This window comes from Ruegeria sp. BB9, from assembly GCF_056539345.1.
Genome location: NZ_JBQFUU010000005.1, coordinates 206,721 through 223,541, shown reverse-complemented (window position 1 = coordinate 223,541; position 16,821 = coordinate 206,721). Strand labels below are relative to the sequence as shown.

19 protein-coding genes are annotated in these 16,821 nt (G+C 62.8%); 10 read left to right on the top strand and 9 right to left on the bottom strand.

Annotated features, from left to right (window positions below):
* The first annotated feature begins 80 nt into the window (after positions 1-80).
* The 6 genes from ACR0FC_RS16850 to yddG all read left to right on the top strand — a co-directional run bounded on the left by ACR0FC_RS16850 (position 81) and on the right by yddG (position 5,597).
* Positions 81-272 carry a hypothetical protein gene (locus tag ACR0FC_RS16850; protein ID WP_093963509.1) on the top strand — a complete coding sequence of 64 codons (192 nt, stop codon included), beginning with the start codon at positions 81-83 and terminating at the stop codon, positions 270-272.
* Between the two features lie 101 nt (positions 273-373).
* Positions 374-1,207 (top strand): EAL domain-containing protein, encoded by an 834-nt coding sequence (locus ACR0FC_RS16845; RefSeq protein ID WP_170342246.1) that lies wholly within the window; start codon positions 374-376, stop codon positions 1,205-1,207.
* A 196-nt stretch (positions 1,208-1,403) separates the two neighbouring features.
* Entirely contained in the window at positions 1,404-2,579 is a 1,176-nt protein-coding gene (locus tag ACR0FC_RS16840; RefSeq protein ID WP_170342247.1) for an acetyl-CoA C-acetyltransferase, read from the top strand.
* A gap of 186 nt (positions 2,580-2,765) precedes the next feature.
* Entirely contained in the window at positions 2,766-3,488 is a 723-nt protein-coding gene (gene phbB / locus ACR0FC_RS16835; RefSeq protein ID WP_093963512.1) for an acetoacetyl-CoA reductase, read from the top strand.
* A gap of 298 nt (positions 3,489-3,786) precedes the next feature.
* Positions 3,787-4,734: a transcriptional regulator GcvA gene (locus tag ACR0FC_RS16830; protein ID WP_170342248.1), complete on the top strand. Its 948-nt coding sequence runs from the start codon at positions 3,787-3,789 to the stop codon at positions 4,732-4,734.
* Positions 4,731-5,597 (top strand): aromatic amino acid exporter YddG, encoded by an 867-nt coding sequence (gene yddG / locus ACR0FC_RS16825; protein WP_170342250.1) that lies wholly within the window; start codon positions 4,731-4,733, stop codon positions 5,595-5,597. Before ACR0FC_RS16830 ends, yddG begins: the two co-directional genes overlap by 4 nt.
* Here the strand turns inward: yddG and ACR0FC_RS16820 are convergent.
* From ACR0FC_RS16820 to ACR0FC_RS16810, 3 genes are all read right to left on the bottom strand, one after another.
* On the bottom strand, positions 5,594-5,758 hold the full coding sequence (locus ACR0FC_RS16820; protein ID WP_170342251.1) for a YdcH family protein: 165 nt from the start codon (positions 5,756-5,758) through the stop codon (positions 5,594-5,596). The genes yddG and ACR0FC_RS16820 overlap by 4 nt on opposite strands.
* Positions 5,759-5,878: 120 nt before the next feature.
* Positions 5,879-6,652, bottom strand: a complete 774-nt coding sequence (locus ACR0FC_RS16815; RefSeq protein ID WP_170342252.1) for a tRNA1(Val) (adenine(37)-N6)-methyltransferase — start codon at positions 6,650-6,652, stop codon at positions 5,879-5,881.
* Positions 6,649-6,864, bottom strand: a complete 216-nt coding sequence (locus tag ACR0FC_RS16810; protein WP_170342254.1) for a putative signal transducing protein — start codon at positions 6,862-6,864, stop codon at positions 6,649-6,651. The genes ACR0FC_RS16815 and ACR0FC_RS16810 overlap by 4 nt, the downstream gene beginning before the upstream one ends.
* A 56-nt stretch (positions 6,865-6,920) precedes the next feature.
* Here ACR0FC_RS16810 and ACR0FC_RS16805 point away from each other — a divergent pair, with 56 nt between their 5' ends.
* Entirely contained in the window at positions 6,921-7,919 is a 999-nt protein-coding gene (locus ACR0FC_RS16805; protein ID WP_093963517.1) for a polyprenyl synthetase family protein, read from the top strand.
* On the opposite strand, the gene ACR0FC_RS16800 is transcribed toward ACR0FC_RS16805, so the two are convergent.
* The 4 genes from ACR0FC_RS16800 to soxR all read right to left on the bottom strand — a co-directional run bounded on the left by ACR0FC_RS16800 (position 7,912) and on the right by soxR (position 12,779).
* Entirely contained in the window at positions 7,912-8,733 is an 822-nt protein-coding gene (locus ACR0FC_RS16800; protein ID WP_170342256.1) for a 4-(cytidine 5'-diphospho)-2-C-methyl-D-erythritol kinase, read from the bottom strand. The two genes, ACR0FC_RS16805 and ACR0FC_RS16800, sit on opposite strands and share 8 nt — an antisense overlap.
* Positions 8,723-10,435, bottom strand: a complete 1,713-nt coding sequence (locus ACR0FC_RS16795) for a tetratricopeptide repeat protein (RefSeq protein WP_170342258.1) — start codon at positions 10,433-10,435, stop codon at positions 8,723-8,725. Before ACR0FC_RS16795 ends, ACR0FC_RS16800 begins: the two co-directional genes overlap by 11 nt.
* A 105-nt stretch (positions 10,436-10,540) precedes the next feature.
* Positions 10,541-12,187 (bottom strand): electron transfer flavoprotein-ubiquinone oxidoreductase, encoded by a 1,647-nt coding sequence (locus ACR0FC_RS16790; protein WP_170342260.1) that lies wholly within the window; start codon positions 12,185-12,187, stop codon positions 10,541-10,543.
* Between the two features lie 136 nt (positions 12,188-12,323).
* The gene (soxR, locus tag ACR0FC_RS16785; protein WP_170342262.1) at positions 12,324-12,779 is read right to left on the bottom strand and encodes a redox-sensitive transcriptional activator SoxR; all 456 of its coding nucleotides are present in this window, start codon (positions 12,777-12,779) and stop codon (positions 12,324-12,326) included.
* A gap of 89 nt (positions 12,780-12,868) precedes the next feature.
* Between soxR and ACR0FC_RS16780 the strand changes: the two genes are divergently transcribed.
* From ACR0FC_RS16780 to ACR0FC_RS16770, 3 genes are all read left to right on the top strand, one after another.
* Positions 12,869-13,249: a VOC family protein gene (locus tag ACR0FC_RS16780; RefSeq protein ID WP_005978983.1), complete on the top strand. Its 381-nt coding sequence runs from the start codon at positions 12,869-12,871 to the stop codon at positions 13,247-13,249.
* Between the two features lie 238 nt (positions 13,250-13,487).
* A complete protein-coding gene (gene greA / locus ACR0FC_RS16775; protein ID WP_005978981.1) occupies positions 13,488-13,958 on the top strand; it encodes a transcription elongation factor GreA in 471 nt (156 codons plus the stop codon).
* Positions 13,959-13,970: 12 nt separating this feature from the next.
* Entirely contained in the window at positions 13,971-14,963 is a 993-nt protein-coding gene (locus ACR0FC_RS16770; RefSeq protein ID WP_170342263.1) for a hypothetical protein, read from the top strand.
* On the opposite strand, the gene ACR0FC_RS16765 is transcribed toward ACR0FC_RS16770, so the two are convergent.
* Together ACR0FC_RS16765 and ACR0FC_RS16760 are read right to left on the bottom strand one after the other, a co-directional pair.
* A complete protein-coding gene (locus tag ACR0FC_RS16765; protein ID WP_367646367.1) occupies positions 14,960-15,556 on the bottom strand; it encodes a GNAT family N-acetyltransferase in 597 nt (198 codons plus the stop codon). The two genes, ACR0FC_RS16770 and ACR0FC_RS16765, sit on opposite strands and share 4 nt — an antisense overlap.
* Positions 15,553-16,812: a molybdopterin-binding protein gene (locus tag ACR0FC_RS16760; protein WP_170342264.1), complete on the bottom strand. Its 1,260-nt coding sequence runs from the start codon at positions 16,810-16,812 to the stop codon at positions 15,553-15,555. The genes ACR0FC_RS16765 and ACR0FC_RS16760 overlap by 4 nt, the downstream gene beginning before the upstream one ends.
* Positions 16,813-16,821 lie beyond the last annotated feature (9 nt).

The following is a 16,821-nucleotide window of genomic DNA, read 5'->3' as shown; positions in this document are numbered from 1 at the left end:
CTGCCGGGCGGGCGCTTGAAATCCCGCGCGCGTGCTCCATATCCGGACAAGTGACAAGTTTGATCGGTCGGAGTTCCACAATGTCTCGCGTTACTGCCATCTTCACCGCAACCGGCCTGTTGGGCCTGGTAATCGCGATGCTCAGCGCCCTTGGCCAGCAGCCTGCCCCGGCGGTGATGATGCTTGGAGTGGCTATGGTGGGCACAGGCTTCCTGGGCGCTGTCATTGGCGCCGTGGTCGAATTGCGCCACGCAGCCCAGACGACCCGCTGATCCCACCCACTGATTCCCGACGCGCATTAACCGCAAATTCACCGGTACGATCCGAAACTACGTGCTGACCGGTTTCGGAAACGTACGGGGATTCGGCGTCGATGCGGAAAAAGGACTTTGCAGATCTGCCAGAAGGTGGGGACAGCCCGTTGAATTCGGCCGTCGCCGCGCGGGACAATTCGACCGTTCAAATGGCGACCGAGGCCGTCAAGCATCAGCAATGCCGCCTCGCGTTCCAACCCGTCATGCAAGCACGCGACCCGCACGGCGTCGCATTCTACGAGGCATTCATCCGCGTGCTGGACGAAACCGGCCGCGTGATCCCCGCGCGGGAGTTCATGCCGCAGGTGGAAAACACACCAATCGGCCGGGAACTGGATTGCATAGCATTGGAAAAAGGGTTGCGCGCCCTGTCGAGAAATCCGGAAATCCGGCTTTCTATCAACATGTCCGCACGCTCGATCGGATACGCGCGCTGGTCACGGATATTGGACCGGTTTCTCAAACGGGACAAAACCCTGGGCGAGCGGCTTATCCTCGAAATCTCCGAAAGCTCGGCAATGCAGGTTCCCGAACTGGTGGTCGATTTCATGGACCGGCTTCAGGATCGCGGGATCGCTTTTGCGCTGGATGACTTCGGCGCCAGCAACTTCAGCTTCAGGTATTTTCGCGAGTTCTTCTTTGACGCGGCGAAGATCGACGGGCAGTTCGTACGGGGTGTCAGCACCAACCCGGACAATCAGGCGCTGGTGCGCGCGCTGATCGCCGTCGCCCGTGAGTTTGAGATTCTGGTCATCGCCGAATCGGTCGAAACTCGTGAAGATGCCGAGTTTCTGGTAGCCAGCGGTGTGGACTGCCTGCAGGGCTATCTATTCGGCGCTCCGACGGTGAAAGCCCCGTGGCAGCCCGAAAAAGAAGCCAAAACAGGAAGTTGAACCCAATTCCCTTGGGCGCAATTCGGCCGAGGCTTTCCCATGAGACAAGCTGTCCGTTGCTGCACGTGCAGCATTGCGCTATGGCAGAAAGTGCTGGAGCGGGGGATCACGAGGCGCTCTTGCATCGCCAGAGAGGCTCTGTGCGACCTGCGCCGTCAGATTTCCCACAGGACCTTGACGGTAAAGGATTGACTGTATGACCAACGTAGTAATCGCATCCGCCGCACGCACAGGCGTCGGCAGCTTTGGCGGTTCCTTTGCGAACACCCCCGCACATGATCTGGGCGCTGCCGTCCTCGAAGCCGTCGTGGAACGCGCCGGGATCGACAAGTCCGAGGTGAGCGAAACCATCATGGGTCAGGTTCTGACGGCCGCCCAAGGCCAGAACCCCGCACGCCAGGCGCACATCAACGCCGGCCTGCCGCAGGAAAGCGCGGCCTGGGGCATCAACCAGGTCTGTGGTTCAGGCTTGCGTGCCGTTGCCCTCGGCGCTCAGCATATCCAGTTGGGCGATGCCGAGATCGTATGCGCAGGCGGTCAGGAAAACATGACCCTGTCCCCCCACGCCGCATCGCTGCGCGCGGGCCACAAGATGGGCGACATGAAATACATCGACACCATGATCCGCGACGGCCTGTGGGATGCGTTCAACGGCTACCACATGGGCCAGACGGCCGAGAACGTGGCCGAGAAGTGGCAGATCAGCCGCGATATGCAGGATGAGTTTGCGGTGGCCAGCCAAAACAAGGCTGAGGCCGCGCAGAAGGCCGGCAAGTTCAAGGACGAGATCGTCCCCTTCACCATCAAGACCCGCAAGGGCGACATCGTGATGGATAGTGACGAGTACATCCGTCACGGCGCAACCATGGAGGCGATGTCCAAGCTGCGTCCGGCCTTCACCAAGGATGGCTCGGTGACTGCGGCCAACGCCTCGGGTCTTAATGACGGCGCGGCGGCAACCCTGCTGATGTCTGCCGACAACGCCGAAAAGCGCGGGATCGAACCGCTGGCCCGCATCGCGTCTTATGCGACCGCCGGGCTGGACCCGTCGATCATGGGTGTCGGACCGATCTATGCCTCGCGCAAGGCGTTGGAAAAGGCCGGCTGGTCGGTTGACGATCTGGATCTGGTCGAAGCCAACGAAGCCTTCGCGGCACAGGCCTGCGCCGTGAACAAGGACATGGGTTGGGATCCCTCGATCGTGAACGTGAACGGCGGCGCCATCGCCATTGGCCACCCGATCGGAGCATCCGGCTGCCGGGTTCTGAACACGCTGCTGTTCGAAATGAAGCGCCGGAACGCGAAAAAGGGTCTGGCAACCCTCTGCATCGGAGGCGGCATGGGCGTCGCCCTGTGCGTGGAGCGCGTCTAAGTGCTTTGACAAGTCACGAATAAGGGCGTCCAATGGGCGCCCTTTTTTGTTACTCTCGAGGAATATCCCCAGGATGCGACAATATCACCAAACGGAAAGAGCCAGCTCGCGGCGAAACGATATTGCGCTACACAATCTCTCAGAGTAACAGAATTACCAACACGATTAAATTTGGAGGAGTCCTAAATGGCACGTACAGCACTCGTAACCGGCGGCACCCGCGGCATCGGCGCAGCAATTTCCAAAGCGCTCAAGGCTGAAGGATACAATGTAGCCGCCTCGTATGCGGGGAATGACGAAGCCGCGGCCAAGTTCACCGAGGAAACCGGCATTGCGACCTACAAATGGAACGTGGCCGACTATGACGAGTCCAAGGCGGGCATCGAAAAGGTCGAAGCCGAGCTCGGCCCGATCGACATCGTTGTCGCCAATGCAGGCATCACCCGCGACGCGCCGTTCCACAAGATGACACCGGAACAATGGCACCAGGTGATCGACACCAACCTGACCGGGGTGTTCAACACCGTACACCCCGTCTGGCCCGGCATGCGCGAGCGCAAGTTCGGTCGGGTGATCGTGATCAGCTCGATCAACGGGCAAAAGGGCCAGTTCGCTCAGGTGAACTATGCCGCTACCAAAGCCGGTGATCTGGGCATCGTCAAATCCCTGGCGCAGGAAGGCGCGCGCGCCGGCATCACCGCAAACGCCATCTGCCCCGGATACATCGCGACCGAGATGGTCATGGCCGTTCCGGAAAAGGTGCGTGAAGCCATCATCGGTCAGATCCCTGCAGGCCGTTTGGGCGAACCCGAGGAAATTGCCCGCTGCGTCGCATTCCTGGCCTCGGAAGATTCGCAGTTCATCAACGGGTCGACGATTTCGGCCAACGGCGCGCAGTTTTTCGTCTGATCGCGGCTTAAATGAAAACGGGCCGACCCAACGGGTCGGCCCTTCTTTGATCCCGTAAGAACGCGCGCGCAGCGTTCAGCGGGAACCCAGAACCCACTTCCAGAAACTCCGGATCGCCTTGCCGCGCTCTTGATGAGCGCGCAGAATTGCCTTTTGTGCGGCAGGATTGGTCGTCATCTCGATCATGGCTTTTCCCTTCTACTAAAGGTGAACTTGACTTGCACTCAACATGCCTGTTGTTTTCAATGGGTACAAACGAGAGTTTTTCCACATTCAGTTTAGAAAATCTTATGTGAAGATGAGCGACCGACTTCCCCCACTCACCGCCCTCAGGGCCTTTGATGCCGCCGCCCGCCATATGTCCTTCGCCAAGGCCGCGGACGAGTTGAACGTGACACCGGCCGCGCTGTCGTTTCAGATCAAGTCTCTGGAAGAGCATTTGGGCCAGCCGTTGTTCCGCCGATTGAACCGTGCGGTCGAGTTGACCGAGGCCGGACGAACCTTGGCCCCAGGCACGGAAAAAGGGTTTGCTGCGCTGCAGGCGGCTTGGTCGGCCACCCGCCGCCTGCAGGACAACACGACATTGACGGTGACCGCTGGGCCGGCCCTGACAGCCAAATGGCTGGCCCCCCGCCTGTACGAGTTCGCCCGCGCCCATCCCGAGATCGACCTGAGATTTTCAGCCACGCTGCGCAATCTCGATTTCGAGCGCGACGACGTGGATGTCGCGATCCGTTTCGGGTACGGGCAGGATGACGGGCTGTATTCAGTTCCCGTGCGGCAAGAGTGGCTGACACCGGTCATGACGCCCGAGCTTGCGGCCCGGTTTCCGACGCCGCAGGATCTGACCAAAGCGCCGCTGATCCACGATGACTCGATCAACTTCCTGAACCCGCCCTGTGACTGGCCCGCCTGGTTTCGTGCGGTGGGGGTGGACTTCACGCCGACTCATGGCGCGCATTTCTCGAACGCGGATCACGCCATTGATGCCGCGGTGGCGGGTGTCGGCGTCGCGTTGGGACGGCGCCCGATGATCATCAAGGATGTGATCGAAGGCCGACTGGTGATGCCCTTCAAAACCGCCGTCGAAACCAAGGCCCGGTTCCGGTTCCTGTGCCGTTCGGGCGAAGAGACGCGCCCTCAGATTGCCGCCTTCCGGGATTGGTTCCTTGCAGAGATCGAAAAAACCGCGCACATATCCGACGGTCTGGAAATCATACCCGTCGAGGATATCCCCCCCGCATGACAAAGAACCGCGCCACCGCCATCGGTTTTGTCGCCGTCCTTTTGTGGGCACTGTTGGCGCTGTTCACGGTTGGCTCGGCGCCGACCCCGCCACTTTTGCTGAACGCCATCTGCTTTACGATCGGCGGAACCCTTGGCTTGATCTGGACGTGGCGCAGCGGTGGGCTTGCGCAACTGAAACGGGTCAGTTGGAAGGTATTCGCCTTCGGCACGGTTGGCTTGTTCGGATACCACGCCCTGTATTTTTCGGCCCTGCGCATGGCACCTGCGGCCGAGGCCGGATTGATTGCCTACCTCTGGCCTTTGCTGATCGTTCTTTTTTCAGGGTTGCTTCCCGGCGAAACGCTACGTCTGGGCCATCTGCTCGGGGCATGTCTGGGCTTCTCCGGGGCCGCGCTGATCATCACTGGCGGCGGAACCGCAGGGTTTCAGGCCGAACATCTGCCGGGCTATGCGCTGGCGCTTTTGTGCGCCCTTACGTGGTCGGGGTATTCCGTATTGTCGCGCAGGCTGGGTCAAACGCCGACCAGCTCGGTAGCAGTGTTCTGCGTGCTGACCGCCATCGCCTCGTGGATCCTGCATTTCAGCCTTGAGCAGACAGTCTGGCCACCCGATGCACTGGCCTGGATGTCGACCGTTGCCCTGGGGTTGGGGCCTGTTGGGCTGGCGTTCTATGTCTGGGATATCGGGGTCAAGCACGGTGACATCCAGATGCTGGGCACCAGCTCGTACGCGGCACCCCTGTTGTCAACTTTGGTGCTTGTGGTCGCCGGGATCGCCACGCCATCCTGGACGCTGGCGATCGCGGCATTGCTTGTTACCGGCGGCGCTGCAATCGCGGCACGCGCCAGCCTACGACATTAAGCCGACAGGCGTTCAATCTCTTCCTTCAGCTTCAGCTTCTTCTTTTTGAGTTGAGCGATGTGGAGATCGTCGATACCGGGCGAGCGCTGGGCTTGTTCCACTTCGAGACTGAGGATTTCGTGCTTCTTCTTCAGTTCCGTCAGATGTGCGCTTACGCTCATGGCGATCCTCCTTCTCAGTTTCTGAATATCACATGGGAAGTTGATCACATCATTTCCAGCCTGTCACGCTGCAGACGCTCGGATTCTTGTTCAAATCCGACAATTTCGGCTGGTCATTGCCTATCGGGCGTCCGGCCAAGGCATTGGTCGGCCCTCGCGCAGGATGCCAGATACCATGTCGGTATAGCTGTCGCCGTCCCTTACATGGCGGTCACCGCTGTGGAGAATCAGCGGCGCATGCAATCGAAAATCCGCGCGCCCGCCCTTGCGCGCCCGCAGGATCAGCAACTCGGCCCCGCGCCCCATACGCGGCGCGATGGGCAGAACCTCTACCGAGCCCAACCGACCCACGCAGGCCGTCAGCATGTCGGGCAAGCGTTCCGCGCGCTGGATCATGTGCAAGTACCCGCGCGGTGCCAGCCTGCGCGCTGCCGCGTCAAACCAGTCGGACAGCGGCGTCTGCTCGCTCAGCGCCGTTCGCCGACCAGCATCGACGGCCGCGCTATGTGCACCGGGCCGATAATAGGGCGGGTTTGCGATCACGTGGTCGAAGTGCTGCTGACGCAGATCCGTCGGCATATTGGACAGGTCGGCCACGTGAACGGACAGATCAATCTCGTTGCATTGCGCGTTTCTTGCGGCCAGATCGGCATAGTCGGCCTGAAGCTCGATCCCGGTCGAGCGCAGACCGGGTACGCGGGTCGCGAGACAAAGAACCGCAGCACCCGCCCCGCAGCCCAGCTCCAGCACCGACTGCCCGGCTTTGGCCGGAACTGCGGCAGCAAGCAGCACCGGATCGACACCGGCGCGATAACCGTCTCGCGGCTGCCACAGCTTTAGGCGGCCACCCAGAAAGTCGTTGCAAGTCAGCGCGCTGTCAGGAAACCCGGTCATTTTCCCAGCGGTATGTCATTGTCACGCATCACCCGCTCTGCCCGCTCGAGGTCATCGGTCCGAACCATGAGGCGGCGCGGAAAGATTCCGATGCATCCCTCGAGGACGCTCATATTTACGTCCATCTCAAAGCAGTCTATATCCTCGCCCTCAAGAAGAGCGGATGCAAAGGCGATGATGGTCGGATCGGTGCTGCGCAGAAGTTCTTTCATGGGGATGGATGTAAGGGCAAGGCAGGACGAAAGTCGAGCCTTGTATCAGGAGTGTGATGACGATCAGCACGATCTCGAAACCGCATGAGCGACTGGCCGAGATTTTGGCCGGCGAAATGGAGGCGGTAAACACTCTGATCCGCACCCGCATGGCCTCGGAACACGCGCCCCGCATCCCCGAAGTCACCGCGCATCTGGTCGAAGCGGGCGGCAAGCGCCTGCGCCCGATGCTGACACTGGCCGCCGCGCGGCTGTTCGGCTATGGCGGCGATCATCACATCCGTTTGGCCGCCACGGTCGAATTCATCCACACCGCCACGCTTTTGCATGACGACGTCGTGGACGAAAGCGCGCAGCGGCGGGGCCGGCCTACTGCCAACCTCCTGTGGGACAACAAGTCCAGCGTGCTGGTCGGCGACTATCTGTTTTCGCGCAGTTTCCAGTTGATGGTGGAAACCGGATCTTTGCGGGTTCTGGACATTCTGGCCAATGCCTCGGCCACCATTGCCGAGGGCGAGGTGCTGCAGATGACCGCGGCCACCGACCTGCGTACCGACGAGAGCGTGTATCTGCAGGTCGTGCGCGGAAAGACCGCGGCGCTGTTCTCCGCTGCGACCGAGGTGGGCGGCGTGATCGCCGGTGCGTCCGAGGAACAGGTCCGGGCGCTGTTCGCCTATGGCGACGCGTTGGGCATCGCCTTCCAGATCGCCGACGACCTGCTGGACTATCAGGGCGACAGCAAGACCACCGGAAAGAACGTGGGCGACGACTTCCGCGAGCGCAAGCTGACCCTCCCGGTGATCAAAGCCGTGGCCCAGGCCACACCCGACGAGCGTGCGTTCTGGGAGCGCACGATCGAGAAGGGTCGGCAACAGGATGGAGACCTGGACCTGGCCCTGAACCTCATGCGGAAATACGGCACCCTGGAGGAGACCCGGACGGACGCTCTGGCCTGGGCAGCCAAGGCCAAAACCGCTCTGACCGCGCTGCCCGATCACGAGTTGCGCGACCTGCTCGGCGATCTGGCCGATTACGTTGTGTCCCGCCTCAGCTGAGTACGCTGGCGCGACACCACCAGTCCGGCTGGGAAACACCAATCTCGTAGGCCGCAAAATGTGCGGCCTTCATGGACGGGTACAGCGCAAAGCAGGTCGAACCCGACCCCGACATGCGCACCAGCAGAACGTCCCGCGTTTCACCCAGCGCCTGCAACACGTCTGAAATTTGGGGCGCCAAGCCAATTGCCGCTTCCTGCAAATCATTGCGTTGCCCGGCCAGCCAGTCAGCGCAGGCCTCTGGCGTTTCGAATGCCGGGATCTCATCCGGCATCCTCGGATTGTCGCGCGAAGCCAGCGCATTGAACACCGGCCCCGTCGGAACCGGAACACCCGGATTGACCAGCAATGCGGGCAAAGCGGGCAATGCAACCGGGGCGACACGGTCACCAATGCCCCGCATCCGTGCGGCTCTGCCCAGTACACAAACAGGAACATCCGCGCCCAGTGCCAAAGCCGTTTCCAGCGGGACCTCCGCGTCTTGCCCGGCGATGGCCCGCAAAGTCGCAGCCGCATCCGATGAGCCGCCGCCGATTCCCCCGCCATGCGGCAGAACCTTGTCCAACTGGATTTGCCCGCTCCATCCCATCGCCCGAGCGGCCCGCCAGACGAGGTTGCGGTCGTCGGTCGGCACCCCGGCGGAATGGGGGCCGGTCACGGTCAGGCGAATCTCGGGCCCGGGTGACAGAACCAACGTGTCTCCCACATCGGTAAAGGCGACCAGCGAGTCCAGCAGATGGTATCCGTCGGCCCGCCGTCCGGTCACATGCAGGGAAAGGTTGATCTTCGCGGGCGCAAAGGCCTCAGTCGCCATTGGCGACCTTCAGGGGGGCCGCGCCTTCCTCGGCCAGTACCGCGTCCAGCCCGACCTCGAGTTTGCGACGGATCCGATCGGGGTCGGCCTCGCCATCGGTGTCTTCGGGATCGATGAAGGACAACGCGCGGCGCCATTGGAAATCGGCCTCACGGGTGCGCCCGACGGCCCAGTAGACGTCGCCCAAGTGGTCGTTGACCACCGGGTCCACGGCCATCAGTTCGACGGCGCGCTCCATATGCTCGACCGCCTCGTCGTACCGGCCCAAGCGAAACAGGACCCAACCCAAGCTGTCGACGATATAGCCGCTGTCAGGCTGGATCGCGACGGCGCGCTCGATCATTTCCAGCGCCTCTTCCAGTTTTTCCTGCCGCTCGACCAGCGAGTACCCGAGATAGTTCAAAACCTGCGGCTGATCCGGATTCAACTCCAGGGCACGCCTGAAATCTGCCTCGGCCCTGTCCCAGGCCTTGAGACGTTCGTGGCAGATGCCGCGGGCGTAATGCAGGAACCAGTTGCCACCTGAACCGGTTTCGGTCAGTTCGATGGCCCGGTCATACGAGGTTACAGCTGCGGCGTAGTTTTCCTGGCGCCGCTGCAGATCGGCCAAGGCGACATGGACACTGGGCAGGTTGGGCTGCCGGGCCGCCAGATTTTCCAGCACTTCGATCGCCGCATCCGGTTTCCCCGACTGAGCCAGAATTTCGGCACGCCCCAGCTCGGCTGCGTGGAAATCGCTGCTATCCGTGGGAACCTTTCGATAGGCTTCGGCGGCCAGGTCGTACTGGCTCAACTGCTCAAGCAGTTCCGCGCTCAGCAGGATCGCATCGATGTGATCGGGCCGGAGGTAAGTCGCGATCCGCGCGTAGAGCAGCACATAGTCATGTGCGGCCTCGGTGTTCAACGCCGCCCCGACCGAGAAAAAGACCTCGGCTACGCCTTCGGTGGCCGATCCGACATGGGTGAAAGGCAAGGTGCCACCGGCGCTGAGCGTGTCCACGTAGGTCTCGATCGACGGATCGCTGCCCGCCGCAAACACGTTTTCAAGGAATTGCAGAGCTTCGTCGTTGCGGTTGAGCTGCGACAACACTTCGACCCGCGCCAGCGCTGCACGTCGCGAGAATCGCGCAACGATACTGTCGTCGGCCGCAAAGATCGCCTCGGCCCCTTCGAAATCGCCAACCGACGCCAGCGCCAGCGCCTTGTGATACAGCGCGAATTCCCGCAGACCGTCCTGCTGGGCGACCTCATCGAACTGCGCCATCGCCTTGGTCATTTCGCCCTTGCCCAGATGCGCCCAGGCCGTCATCAACCCATCGACCAGCGGGCCAACGCCCTGGTTTTCCGGGTCACGGGCCAGCAATTCGTCGAACTTTCCGTCAGATACCAGTTTGGCGGAAACAACCATGCGCGCGGCCTGGTTGGGTTGCTCGTTTGCCTCCATGTCCTCGGCGATGGGCAGTGCGCGTTCCACATCGCCAAGAGCCACGCGCGCAAGTAGCACGCTTTCCTTGAGCTTGGTGTTGCCCGGATCGAAAATCAGGGCCTTGGAGTAGTACTCCTCGGCAGCCTTGTAGTCGCTTTCATAGATGGCTTGGCGTCCAGCCAGATAGGATCCCGCGCCGGAATCCGCGTGAACCGGAACGACAGCTGCTGTCGCAAGAAACACGGCCAGCGCCGTGCGACGAACCAGTGAAACCACCTAATACCTGCCTTGTCTGCCTACGATTGCAGGATAAGCTAGGGCCTTGGCCCGCCAGAGGCAATGGCCGAGCGTTCACGGCCCCGCCATTGCCCGGGTTTTTGCCTACATGTTGGGGTAGTTCGGTCCGTCCCCACCCTGCGGCGTGGTCCACGTGATGTTCTGGCTGGGATCCTTGATGTCACAGGTCTTGCAGTGGACGCAGTTCTGGAAGTTGATCACGAATCGAGGCTCGGCCTCGTCCTTCACCACTTCGTACACGCCCGCCGGGCAATACCGCTGCGCCGGTTCATCAAACTTGGGCAGGTTGACCTTAACCGGAATCTCGGGGTCGGTCAGCTTCAGGTGACAGGGCTGGCTTTCTTCATGGTTGGTGAACGAGAACGCCACGTTGGTCAGACGATCGAAAGACAGCGTGCCATCGGGCTTCGGATAGTCGATAGGGGTGTGCTGGCTGGCATCCTCGGTCGCCTCGGCGTCGTTCTTGCCATGGCCCAGCGTCCCCAGCAGCGAGAAGCCCAGCGTGTTGGTCCACATGTCCATACCGCCCAGCACCAGCGAAGCGGTCAGGCCGTATTTCGACCACAGCGGCTTGACGTTGCGAACCTTCTTGAGGTCGCGGCCGATCGCACCGTTGCGCACCTCGTCTTCATAGGCGGACAGTTCGTCGCCCGACCGGTCGGCCTTGATGGCCTCGAACGCGGCCTCGGCCGCTGCCTTGCCCGACAGCATCGCGTTGTGGTTGCCCTTGATGCGCGGCACGTTGACCATGCCCGCCGAACAGCCCAGCAGCGCCACGCCCGGCGCCACCAGCTTCGGCATCGACTGATATCCGCCCTCGGTGATCGCGCGGGCGCCATAGGCCACACGCTTGCCGCCTTTCAGCAGGTCGGCCACCACCGGGTGGTGCTTGAACCGCTGGAATTCCATGTAGGGGAACAGGTGCGGGTTCTTGTAGTTCAGGTGCACCACGAATCCCACATAGACCTGGTTGTTTTCCAGGTGATAGATGAACGACCCGCCCCCGGCGTTTCCGCCCAGCGGCCAGCCCATCGTGTGGGTGACGCTGCCTTCCTTGTGCTTGGCGGGGTCGATCTCCCAGATTTCCTTCATGCCGATGCCGTATTTCTGCGGCTCTTTCCCGGCGGACAGGTCGTATTTCGCGATCACTTCCTTGGACAACGACCCGCGCACCCCTTCCGACAGGAAGACGTATTTGCCGTGCAGTTCCATGCCCGGCTCGGTGTTGGGGCCATAGGACCCGTCGGGTTCCAGCCCGAAGACACCTGCCACGACACCCTTGACCTCGCCATTGTCGCCATAGACCAGTTCGGAACAGGCCATGCCGGGGAAGATTTCCACGCCCAGCTCCTCGGCCTGTTCGGCCATCCAGCGGCAGACATTGCCCATCGAGACGATGTAGTTGCCGTGGTTGTTCATCAGCGGCGGCATCGGCCAGTTTGGGATGCGCAGCTTGCCGGCCTCGCCCAGCATATAGAAGTTGTCTTCGCGCACCGGCACGTTCAGCGGCGCGCCCTTTTCCTTCCAGTCGGGGATCAGCGCATCCAGACCGCACGGGTCCAGCACCGCGCCCGACAGGATATGCGCGCCCACTTCCGAGCCCTTTTCCAGCACGACCACGTTCAGGTCGGCGTCCAGCTGTTTCAGACGAATGGCCGCCGACAGGCCCGCCGGGCCTGCGCCCACGATCACCACGTCGTATTCCATCGCTTCGCGTTCAATTTCGGCCATCGTGGGCTCCTCCGCTAACTATCCGAATTGGCGCCTGGGGCGCGGGCTCGGCGAAATTTTGTTTCCCGGCTGATTACCTGCTGGAAAAGACCTTGGTCAATCAAAACACGGCGTAACATTGCTGCAATGCGGCAGATCAGCCCTCGGGCGCGTCACCCATCAGGTACCTGGGACCGCTACCATGCGCCTTGGCCCGGTCGTCGGGGTTGTAGAGCGCGCATTTCGGAAGGCTCAGACAGCCACAGCCGATGCAGCCGTCCAGATTGTCGCGCAGACGCAGCAGAGTATCGATTCGCTGGTCCAGATGCGCGCGCAGGCCGACGCTGATCTTTTTCCAATCCGCCGGCGTGGGCGTGCGGTTGTCGGGCAGCCCGGCCAGAACCTCGCGGATTTCGGGCAGGGTCAGACCGAACTGCTGGGCGATCATCACGAAACTCAGCCGACGGATGTCGGCGCGCTGATACCGCCGCTGACCGCCCGGATTGCGCCAGGGGGAAATCAGCCCCTGCGCCTCGTAGTAGCGGATGGCGGATACCGCCAACCCCGTGCGGCGTGCCAATGCGCCGATGGAAAGGCCTTCGGATGCGGGCATGATCTCCTCCTGGAAAAATATCTTGAGCTAAAGTTAGGTTTAGGAATTACGGTGAGTCGAAACAAGCCTGTACATGAAAAGGAGACCCCATGATGGCGACGCTGGAACACACGAACTTCACCGTCCGCAACCCGCAGGCGACCGCCGCCTGGATGCAGGACGTATTCGGATGGAAGACACGCTGGGAAGGCCCGGCCATCGCGGGCGGCTATACCGTGCATGTGGGCAGCGCGCATACCTATCTGGCGCTTTACGCCCCGGCCGACCCGAAACCGTCGGGTGAAAGCAGCTATGACATCGTCGGCGGGCTGAACCATGTGGGCGTGCTGGTCGAGGACATCGACGCGACCGAAGCCAAGGTCCGCGCCGCCGGGTTCGAGCCGCACAACCACGCCGACTATGAACCCGGCCGCCGGTTCTATTTCGACGATGACAACGGCATCGAATTCGAGGTGGTTCAATATGATTGAGATGCTCTGGTTCGGCGCCGAGGCGCATCGCTGGAAACGCGGGGATCTGCTGGGGCATCGGCACAATCGGAAACCCCCACCGCCCCGACGGCGTTAAGTTGCGGATTGCAGGGGCCAAACCCCTTGGCCTCTTGCATTTCACGCCATATTTGGGTCAGGTAATTGCCAACCCATCTTTCGCCCCGACGCTGGTCTCATGCGGCGGGGCGACTCAATTTGTGCGTGGAAAAAAGAAGATATGGAAAAGATCCCCATGACGCCCGCGGGCTTTGCCGCGCTCGAGGCAGAGCTCAAGCAACTCAAGTCCGTTGAACGCCCCGCCATCATCGAGGCCATCGCCTCGGCGCGCGAACTGGGCGACTTGAAGGAAAACGCCGAATATCACTCGGCCCGCGAAAAGCAGGGCTTCATCGAAGGCCGCATCAAGGAACTGGAAGGCGTTCTGTCGCTGGCCGAGGTGATCGACCCGACCAAACTGTCCGGCGCGATCAAGTTCGGCGCCAAGGTCACCTTGGTGGACGAGGACACCGACGAGGAAAAGACCTGGCAGATCGTGGGCGAGCATGAGGCCAATATCGAAAAGGGCCTGCTGAACATCAAATCGCCCATCGCCCGCGCCCTGATCGGCAAGGAAGAAGGCGACAGCGTCGAGGTGCGCACCCCCGGCGGCGTGCGCTCGTACGAAGTGCTGAGCATCCACTACGCCTGATCGGAGCGCGCCATGTCGGGCCAAGACCCTGATCCGGACAGCAAACGCCCCACCTGGCTGGGCATCTATGACCGTCCGGGCCGCCCCAGCGTCACCGGGATCGAGATTGCGGCCGCGGCCCTCAGCCTGATCTGGCTGGTGGTGGCCGTAGCCTTTCTTGTGCTGCCCGAGCAGACGCAGGCCGGCAGTTTCATCGTGATGCTGCTGGCGGTGTTCATGCCGGTCGCGATGATCTGGGTCGCGGCGCTGGCCATGCGCGCCAGCCGCATCATGCGCGAAGAAAGCGCCCGGCTGCAGACCGCGATCGACGCGATCCGGCAGGCCTATGTATCGCAGCAACAGCGGTCGGCCAGCACCTACGAACCCGCGGTGGCCCGGAAACTGGATGAAATCGCCGCGGCCGCCCGGCACGCCCAAAGCACGCTGGCCACGTTCTCCAGCAAGCGGCGGGATCTTGCGCCGCTGGCAAGACCTGCGGCACCCTCGGGCCAGACCTCATTGGAACTGGGCACTCCGGCCGAAGAGATCACGACTCCTCTGCCCACCGACATTTTCATCCGCGCGCTGAACTTTCCCGAAACCGCCGAGGATACCGAAGGCTTCAACGCCCTGCGCCGCGCGATGAAGGACCGCAAGACCGCGCAACTGGTGCAGGCCGCCGAGGACGTGCTGACTCTGCTCAGCCAGGAAGGCATCTACATGGACGACCTGCGTCCGGACATGGCCCGCCCCGAGGTCTGGCGCCAGTTCGCCAAGGGCGAACGCGGGCGTGCGGTCGCTGCTTTGGGCGGCATCCGCGACCGGTCGTGCCTGGCGCTGACCTCGGCGCGGATGAAGCAAGACCCGATCTTTCGCGATGCGGTGCATCACTTCCTGCGCCGTTTCGACACCATGATCGTCGAGTTCGAACCTGTGGCCAGCGACGCCGACCTGACCGCCTTGGGCGACACGCGCACGGCGCGCGCCTTCATGCTGCTGGGCCGGGTGGCCGGGACCTTCGACTAGCCACCGTCCGGCACGACCCACCGCATTTTCGTAGCCGAACTGAATCCGAACAGATGCTTGAACGGGCCAGTATAATCCTGCCCGATCGCCTGAAACCCTTCGCGCTCGTACAGGGTCCGCGCGCGCGGGTTGGTGTTGATCACGTCCAGTTGCACCTCGTGCATGCCCAGCCTCTGCGCTTCCTCCTTGATCGCCCGCAGCAATAGGGTCCCGACACCCTGGCCGCGCGCCTCGGCTGCCACGCATATGCCATCCATCTGGAACACGCCCGGCTTCAGGTCGCGCTCCAGAACGCTCAGGATCAGGCCCCGCCATAGGGCGCCGAACCAGCCATAGACCCGGGCCAGATCCGCCAGCCCGCCCTGCGTCAGCCCACCGTCGCAGGTCTTGTACCCGGCCAGCCCCAGCATCCGCCCATCCGCATCCCGAGCCACCAGGGCGAATTCTGGGTTCAGCACCCGTTCGAAAAAGGCCAGCCCGCGCGCGTCCGGACCCATGACGCGCGATAGTTTGCCCGAGAACGCCTGCCAGAACAGCTCTGCTGCCCGCGCGCGCTCATCGGGGGAAAACCCGCGCGAGACCGAAACCGTCACAGGCCGAAACTGCCATAGGGTATGAAGCGAACCGGGTCTCCCGGCTGGATGTCCAGTGGACCGTCCGGCAGTTCGACCAGCCCTTCGGCCCAGCTGAGCCCGCTGATGCGACCCGACCCTTCCGAGTGGAACACCTCGACCCGGCTGTCGCGGACCCGGGCGCGCAGGTATTCGCGGCGGCCCGATTTCTTGCGCTTGGCGAACCCGGCGGGCAGGTCAAAGCCCTGTGGCTGCTGCCACCCCTCGCCCGCCATCAACCCCAGCGCGGGCCGGGCAAAGATCAGAGTGCAGACCATCGCCGCCACCGGATTGCCCGGCAGGCCGAACACCGGCGTGCCCTGCCACAGGCCCAGCGCCAGCGGGCGGCCCGGTTTCAGCGCTATGCGCCATTCCTGCAAGGCCCCCGTCGCGCGAAGCAGGGCCGAGACATGATCCTCGTCCCCCGCCGAAGCGCCGCCGCTGGTCAGGATCGCGTCGGTCTGTTGCGCGGCCTGGTCCAGCCGGTCCCGCAGCACGGCCCGGTCGTCGCCCACGCGGCCCAGATCGACCGGCACAAAGCCCATCCGTTGCAGCATCGACAGCAGCATCGGGCGGTTTGCATCATAGATCTGACCCGGCCCCGCGGCCTGACCCGGATCACGCAATTCATCGCCGGTGGACAGAACCCCCACACGCAAGGGGCTGCGGACCGGGACCTCGGCCACGCCCACCGCCGACAGCAGCGCCAGATCGGCGGGTGTCAGGCGTCGCCCGGCAGGCAAAGCCAAGGCGCCGGCCTGCACGTCTTCGCCCGCCTTGCGCGTATTGGCGCCGGCCTTCAAAGGCCCGTTGAAGGCGATGTGGCCGTCTTGCACGGTCACGTCCTCTTCCAGAATGACGGTATCCACGCCCTCGGGCAGCGGCGCGCCGGTCAGAACGCGCAGCGCCTGCCCCTCCGGCACGGCCCCCGCAAAGGGTACACCCGCCGCCGCGCGCCCCTCGGCCAGCGGCAGGACATGCGGGCCCTCGGGCCGACCACCGGCAAAACCGTACCCGTCCACCGCCGTGTTGGGCAGCGGCGGATTCGACCGTTGCGCGATCACGTCCTGCGCCAGAACGCACCCGCAGGCTTGACCAACGGGCAAGGTCTCGACGCCGGCCACCGGGTGCAATTGGTCGCGCAACAGGGCCAGCGCGTCATCGACCGGGGTCCATTCGACCCCCGGCGGCAATGCGAAACAGTCGTTTTTCAGCGGTGGAGGCGCAATATTCGGCATGGTCCGGTC

Bases quoted from the DNA above. Each gene is read 5' to 3' on its own strand.
- ACR0FC_RS16850 (WP_093963509.1), top strand. From the start codon at position 81: ATGTCTCGCGTTACTGCCATCTTCACCGCAACCGGCCTGTTGGGCCTG.
- ACR0FC_RS16845 (WP_170342246.1), top strand. From the start codon at position 374: ATGCGGAAAAAGGACTTTGCAGATCTGCCAGAAGGTGGGGACAGCCCG.
- ACR0FC_RS16840 (WP_170342247.1), top strand. From the start codon at position 1,404: ATGACCAACGTAGTAATCGCATCCGCCGCACGCACAGGCGTCGGCAGC.
- phbB (WP_093963512.1), top strand. From the start codon at position 2,766: ATGGCACGTACAGCACTCGTAACCGGCGGCACCCGCGGCATCGGCGCA.
- ACR0FC_RS16830 (WP_170342248.1), top strand. From the start codon at position 3,787: ATGAGCGACCGACTTCCCCCACTCACCGCCCTCAGGGCCTTTGATGCC.
- yddG (WP_170342250.1), top strand. From the start codon at position 4,731: ATGACAAAGAACCGCGCCACCGCCATCGGTTTTGTCGCCGTCCTTTTG.
- ACR0FC_RS16820 (WP_170342251.1), bottom strand. From the start codon at position 5,758: ATGAGCGTAAGCGCACATCTGACGGAACTGAAGAAGAAGCACGAAATC.
- ACR0FC_RS16815 (WP_170342252.1), bottom strand. From the start codon at position 6,652: ATGACCGGGTTTCCTGACAGCGCGCTGACTTGCAACGACTTTCTGGGT.
- ACR0FC_RS16810 (WP_170342254.1), bottom strand. From the start codon at position 6,864: ATGAAAGAACTTCTGCGCAGCACCGATCCGACCATCATCGCCTTTGCA.
- ACR0FC_RS16805 (WP_093963517.1), top strand. From the start codon at position 6,921: ATGACGATCAGCACGATCTCGAAACCGCATGAGCGACTGGCCGAGATT.
- ACR0FC_RS16800 (WP_170342256.1), bottom strand. From the start codon at position 8,733: ATGGCGACTGAGGCCTTTGCGCCCGCGAAGATCAACCTTTCCCTGCAT.
- ACR0FC_RS16790 (WP_170342260.1), bottom strand. From the start codon at position 12,187: ATGGCCGAAATTGAACGCGAAGCGATGGAATACGACGTGGTGATCGTG.
- soxR (WP_170342262.1), bottom strand. From the start codon at position 12,779: ATGCCCGCATCCGAAGGCCTTTCCATCGGCGCATTGGCACGCCGCACG.
- ACR0FC_RS16780 (WP_005978983.1), top strand. From the start codon at position 12,869: ATGATGGCGACGCTGGAACACACGAACTTCACCGTCCGCAACCCGCAG.
- greA (WP_005978981.1), top strand. From the start codon at position 13,488: ATGGAAAAGATCCCCATGACGCCCGCGGGCTTTGCCGCGCTCGAGGCA.
- ACR0FC_RS16770 (WP_170342263.1), top strand. From the start codon at position 13,971: ATGTCGGGCCAAGACCCTGATCCGGACAGCAAACGCCCCACCTGGCTG.
- ACR0FC_RS16760 (WP_170342264.1), bottom strand. From the start codon at position 16,812: ATGCCGAATATTGCGCCTCCACCGCTGAAAAACGACTGTTTCGCATTG.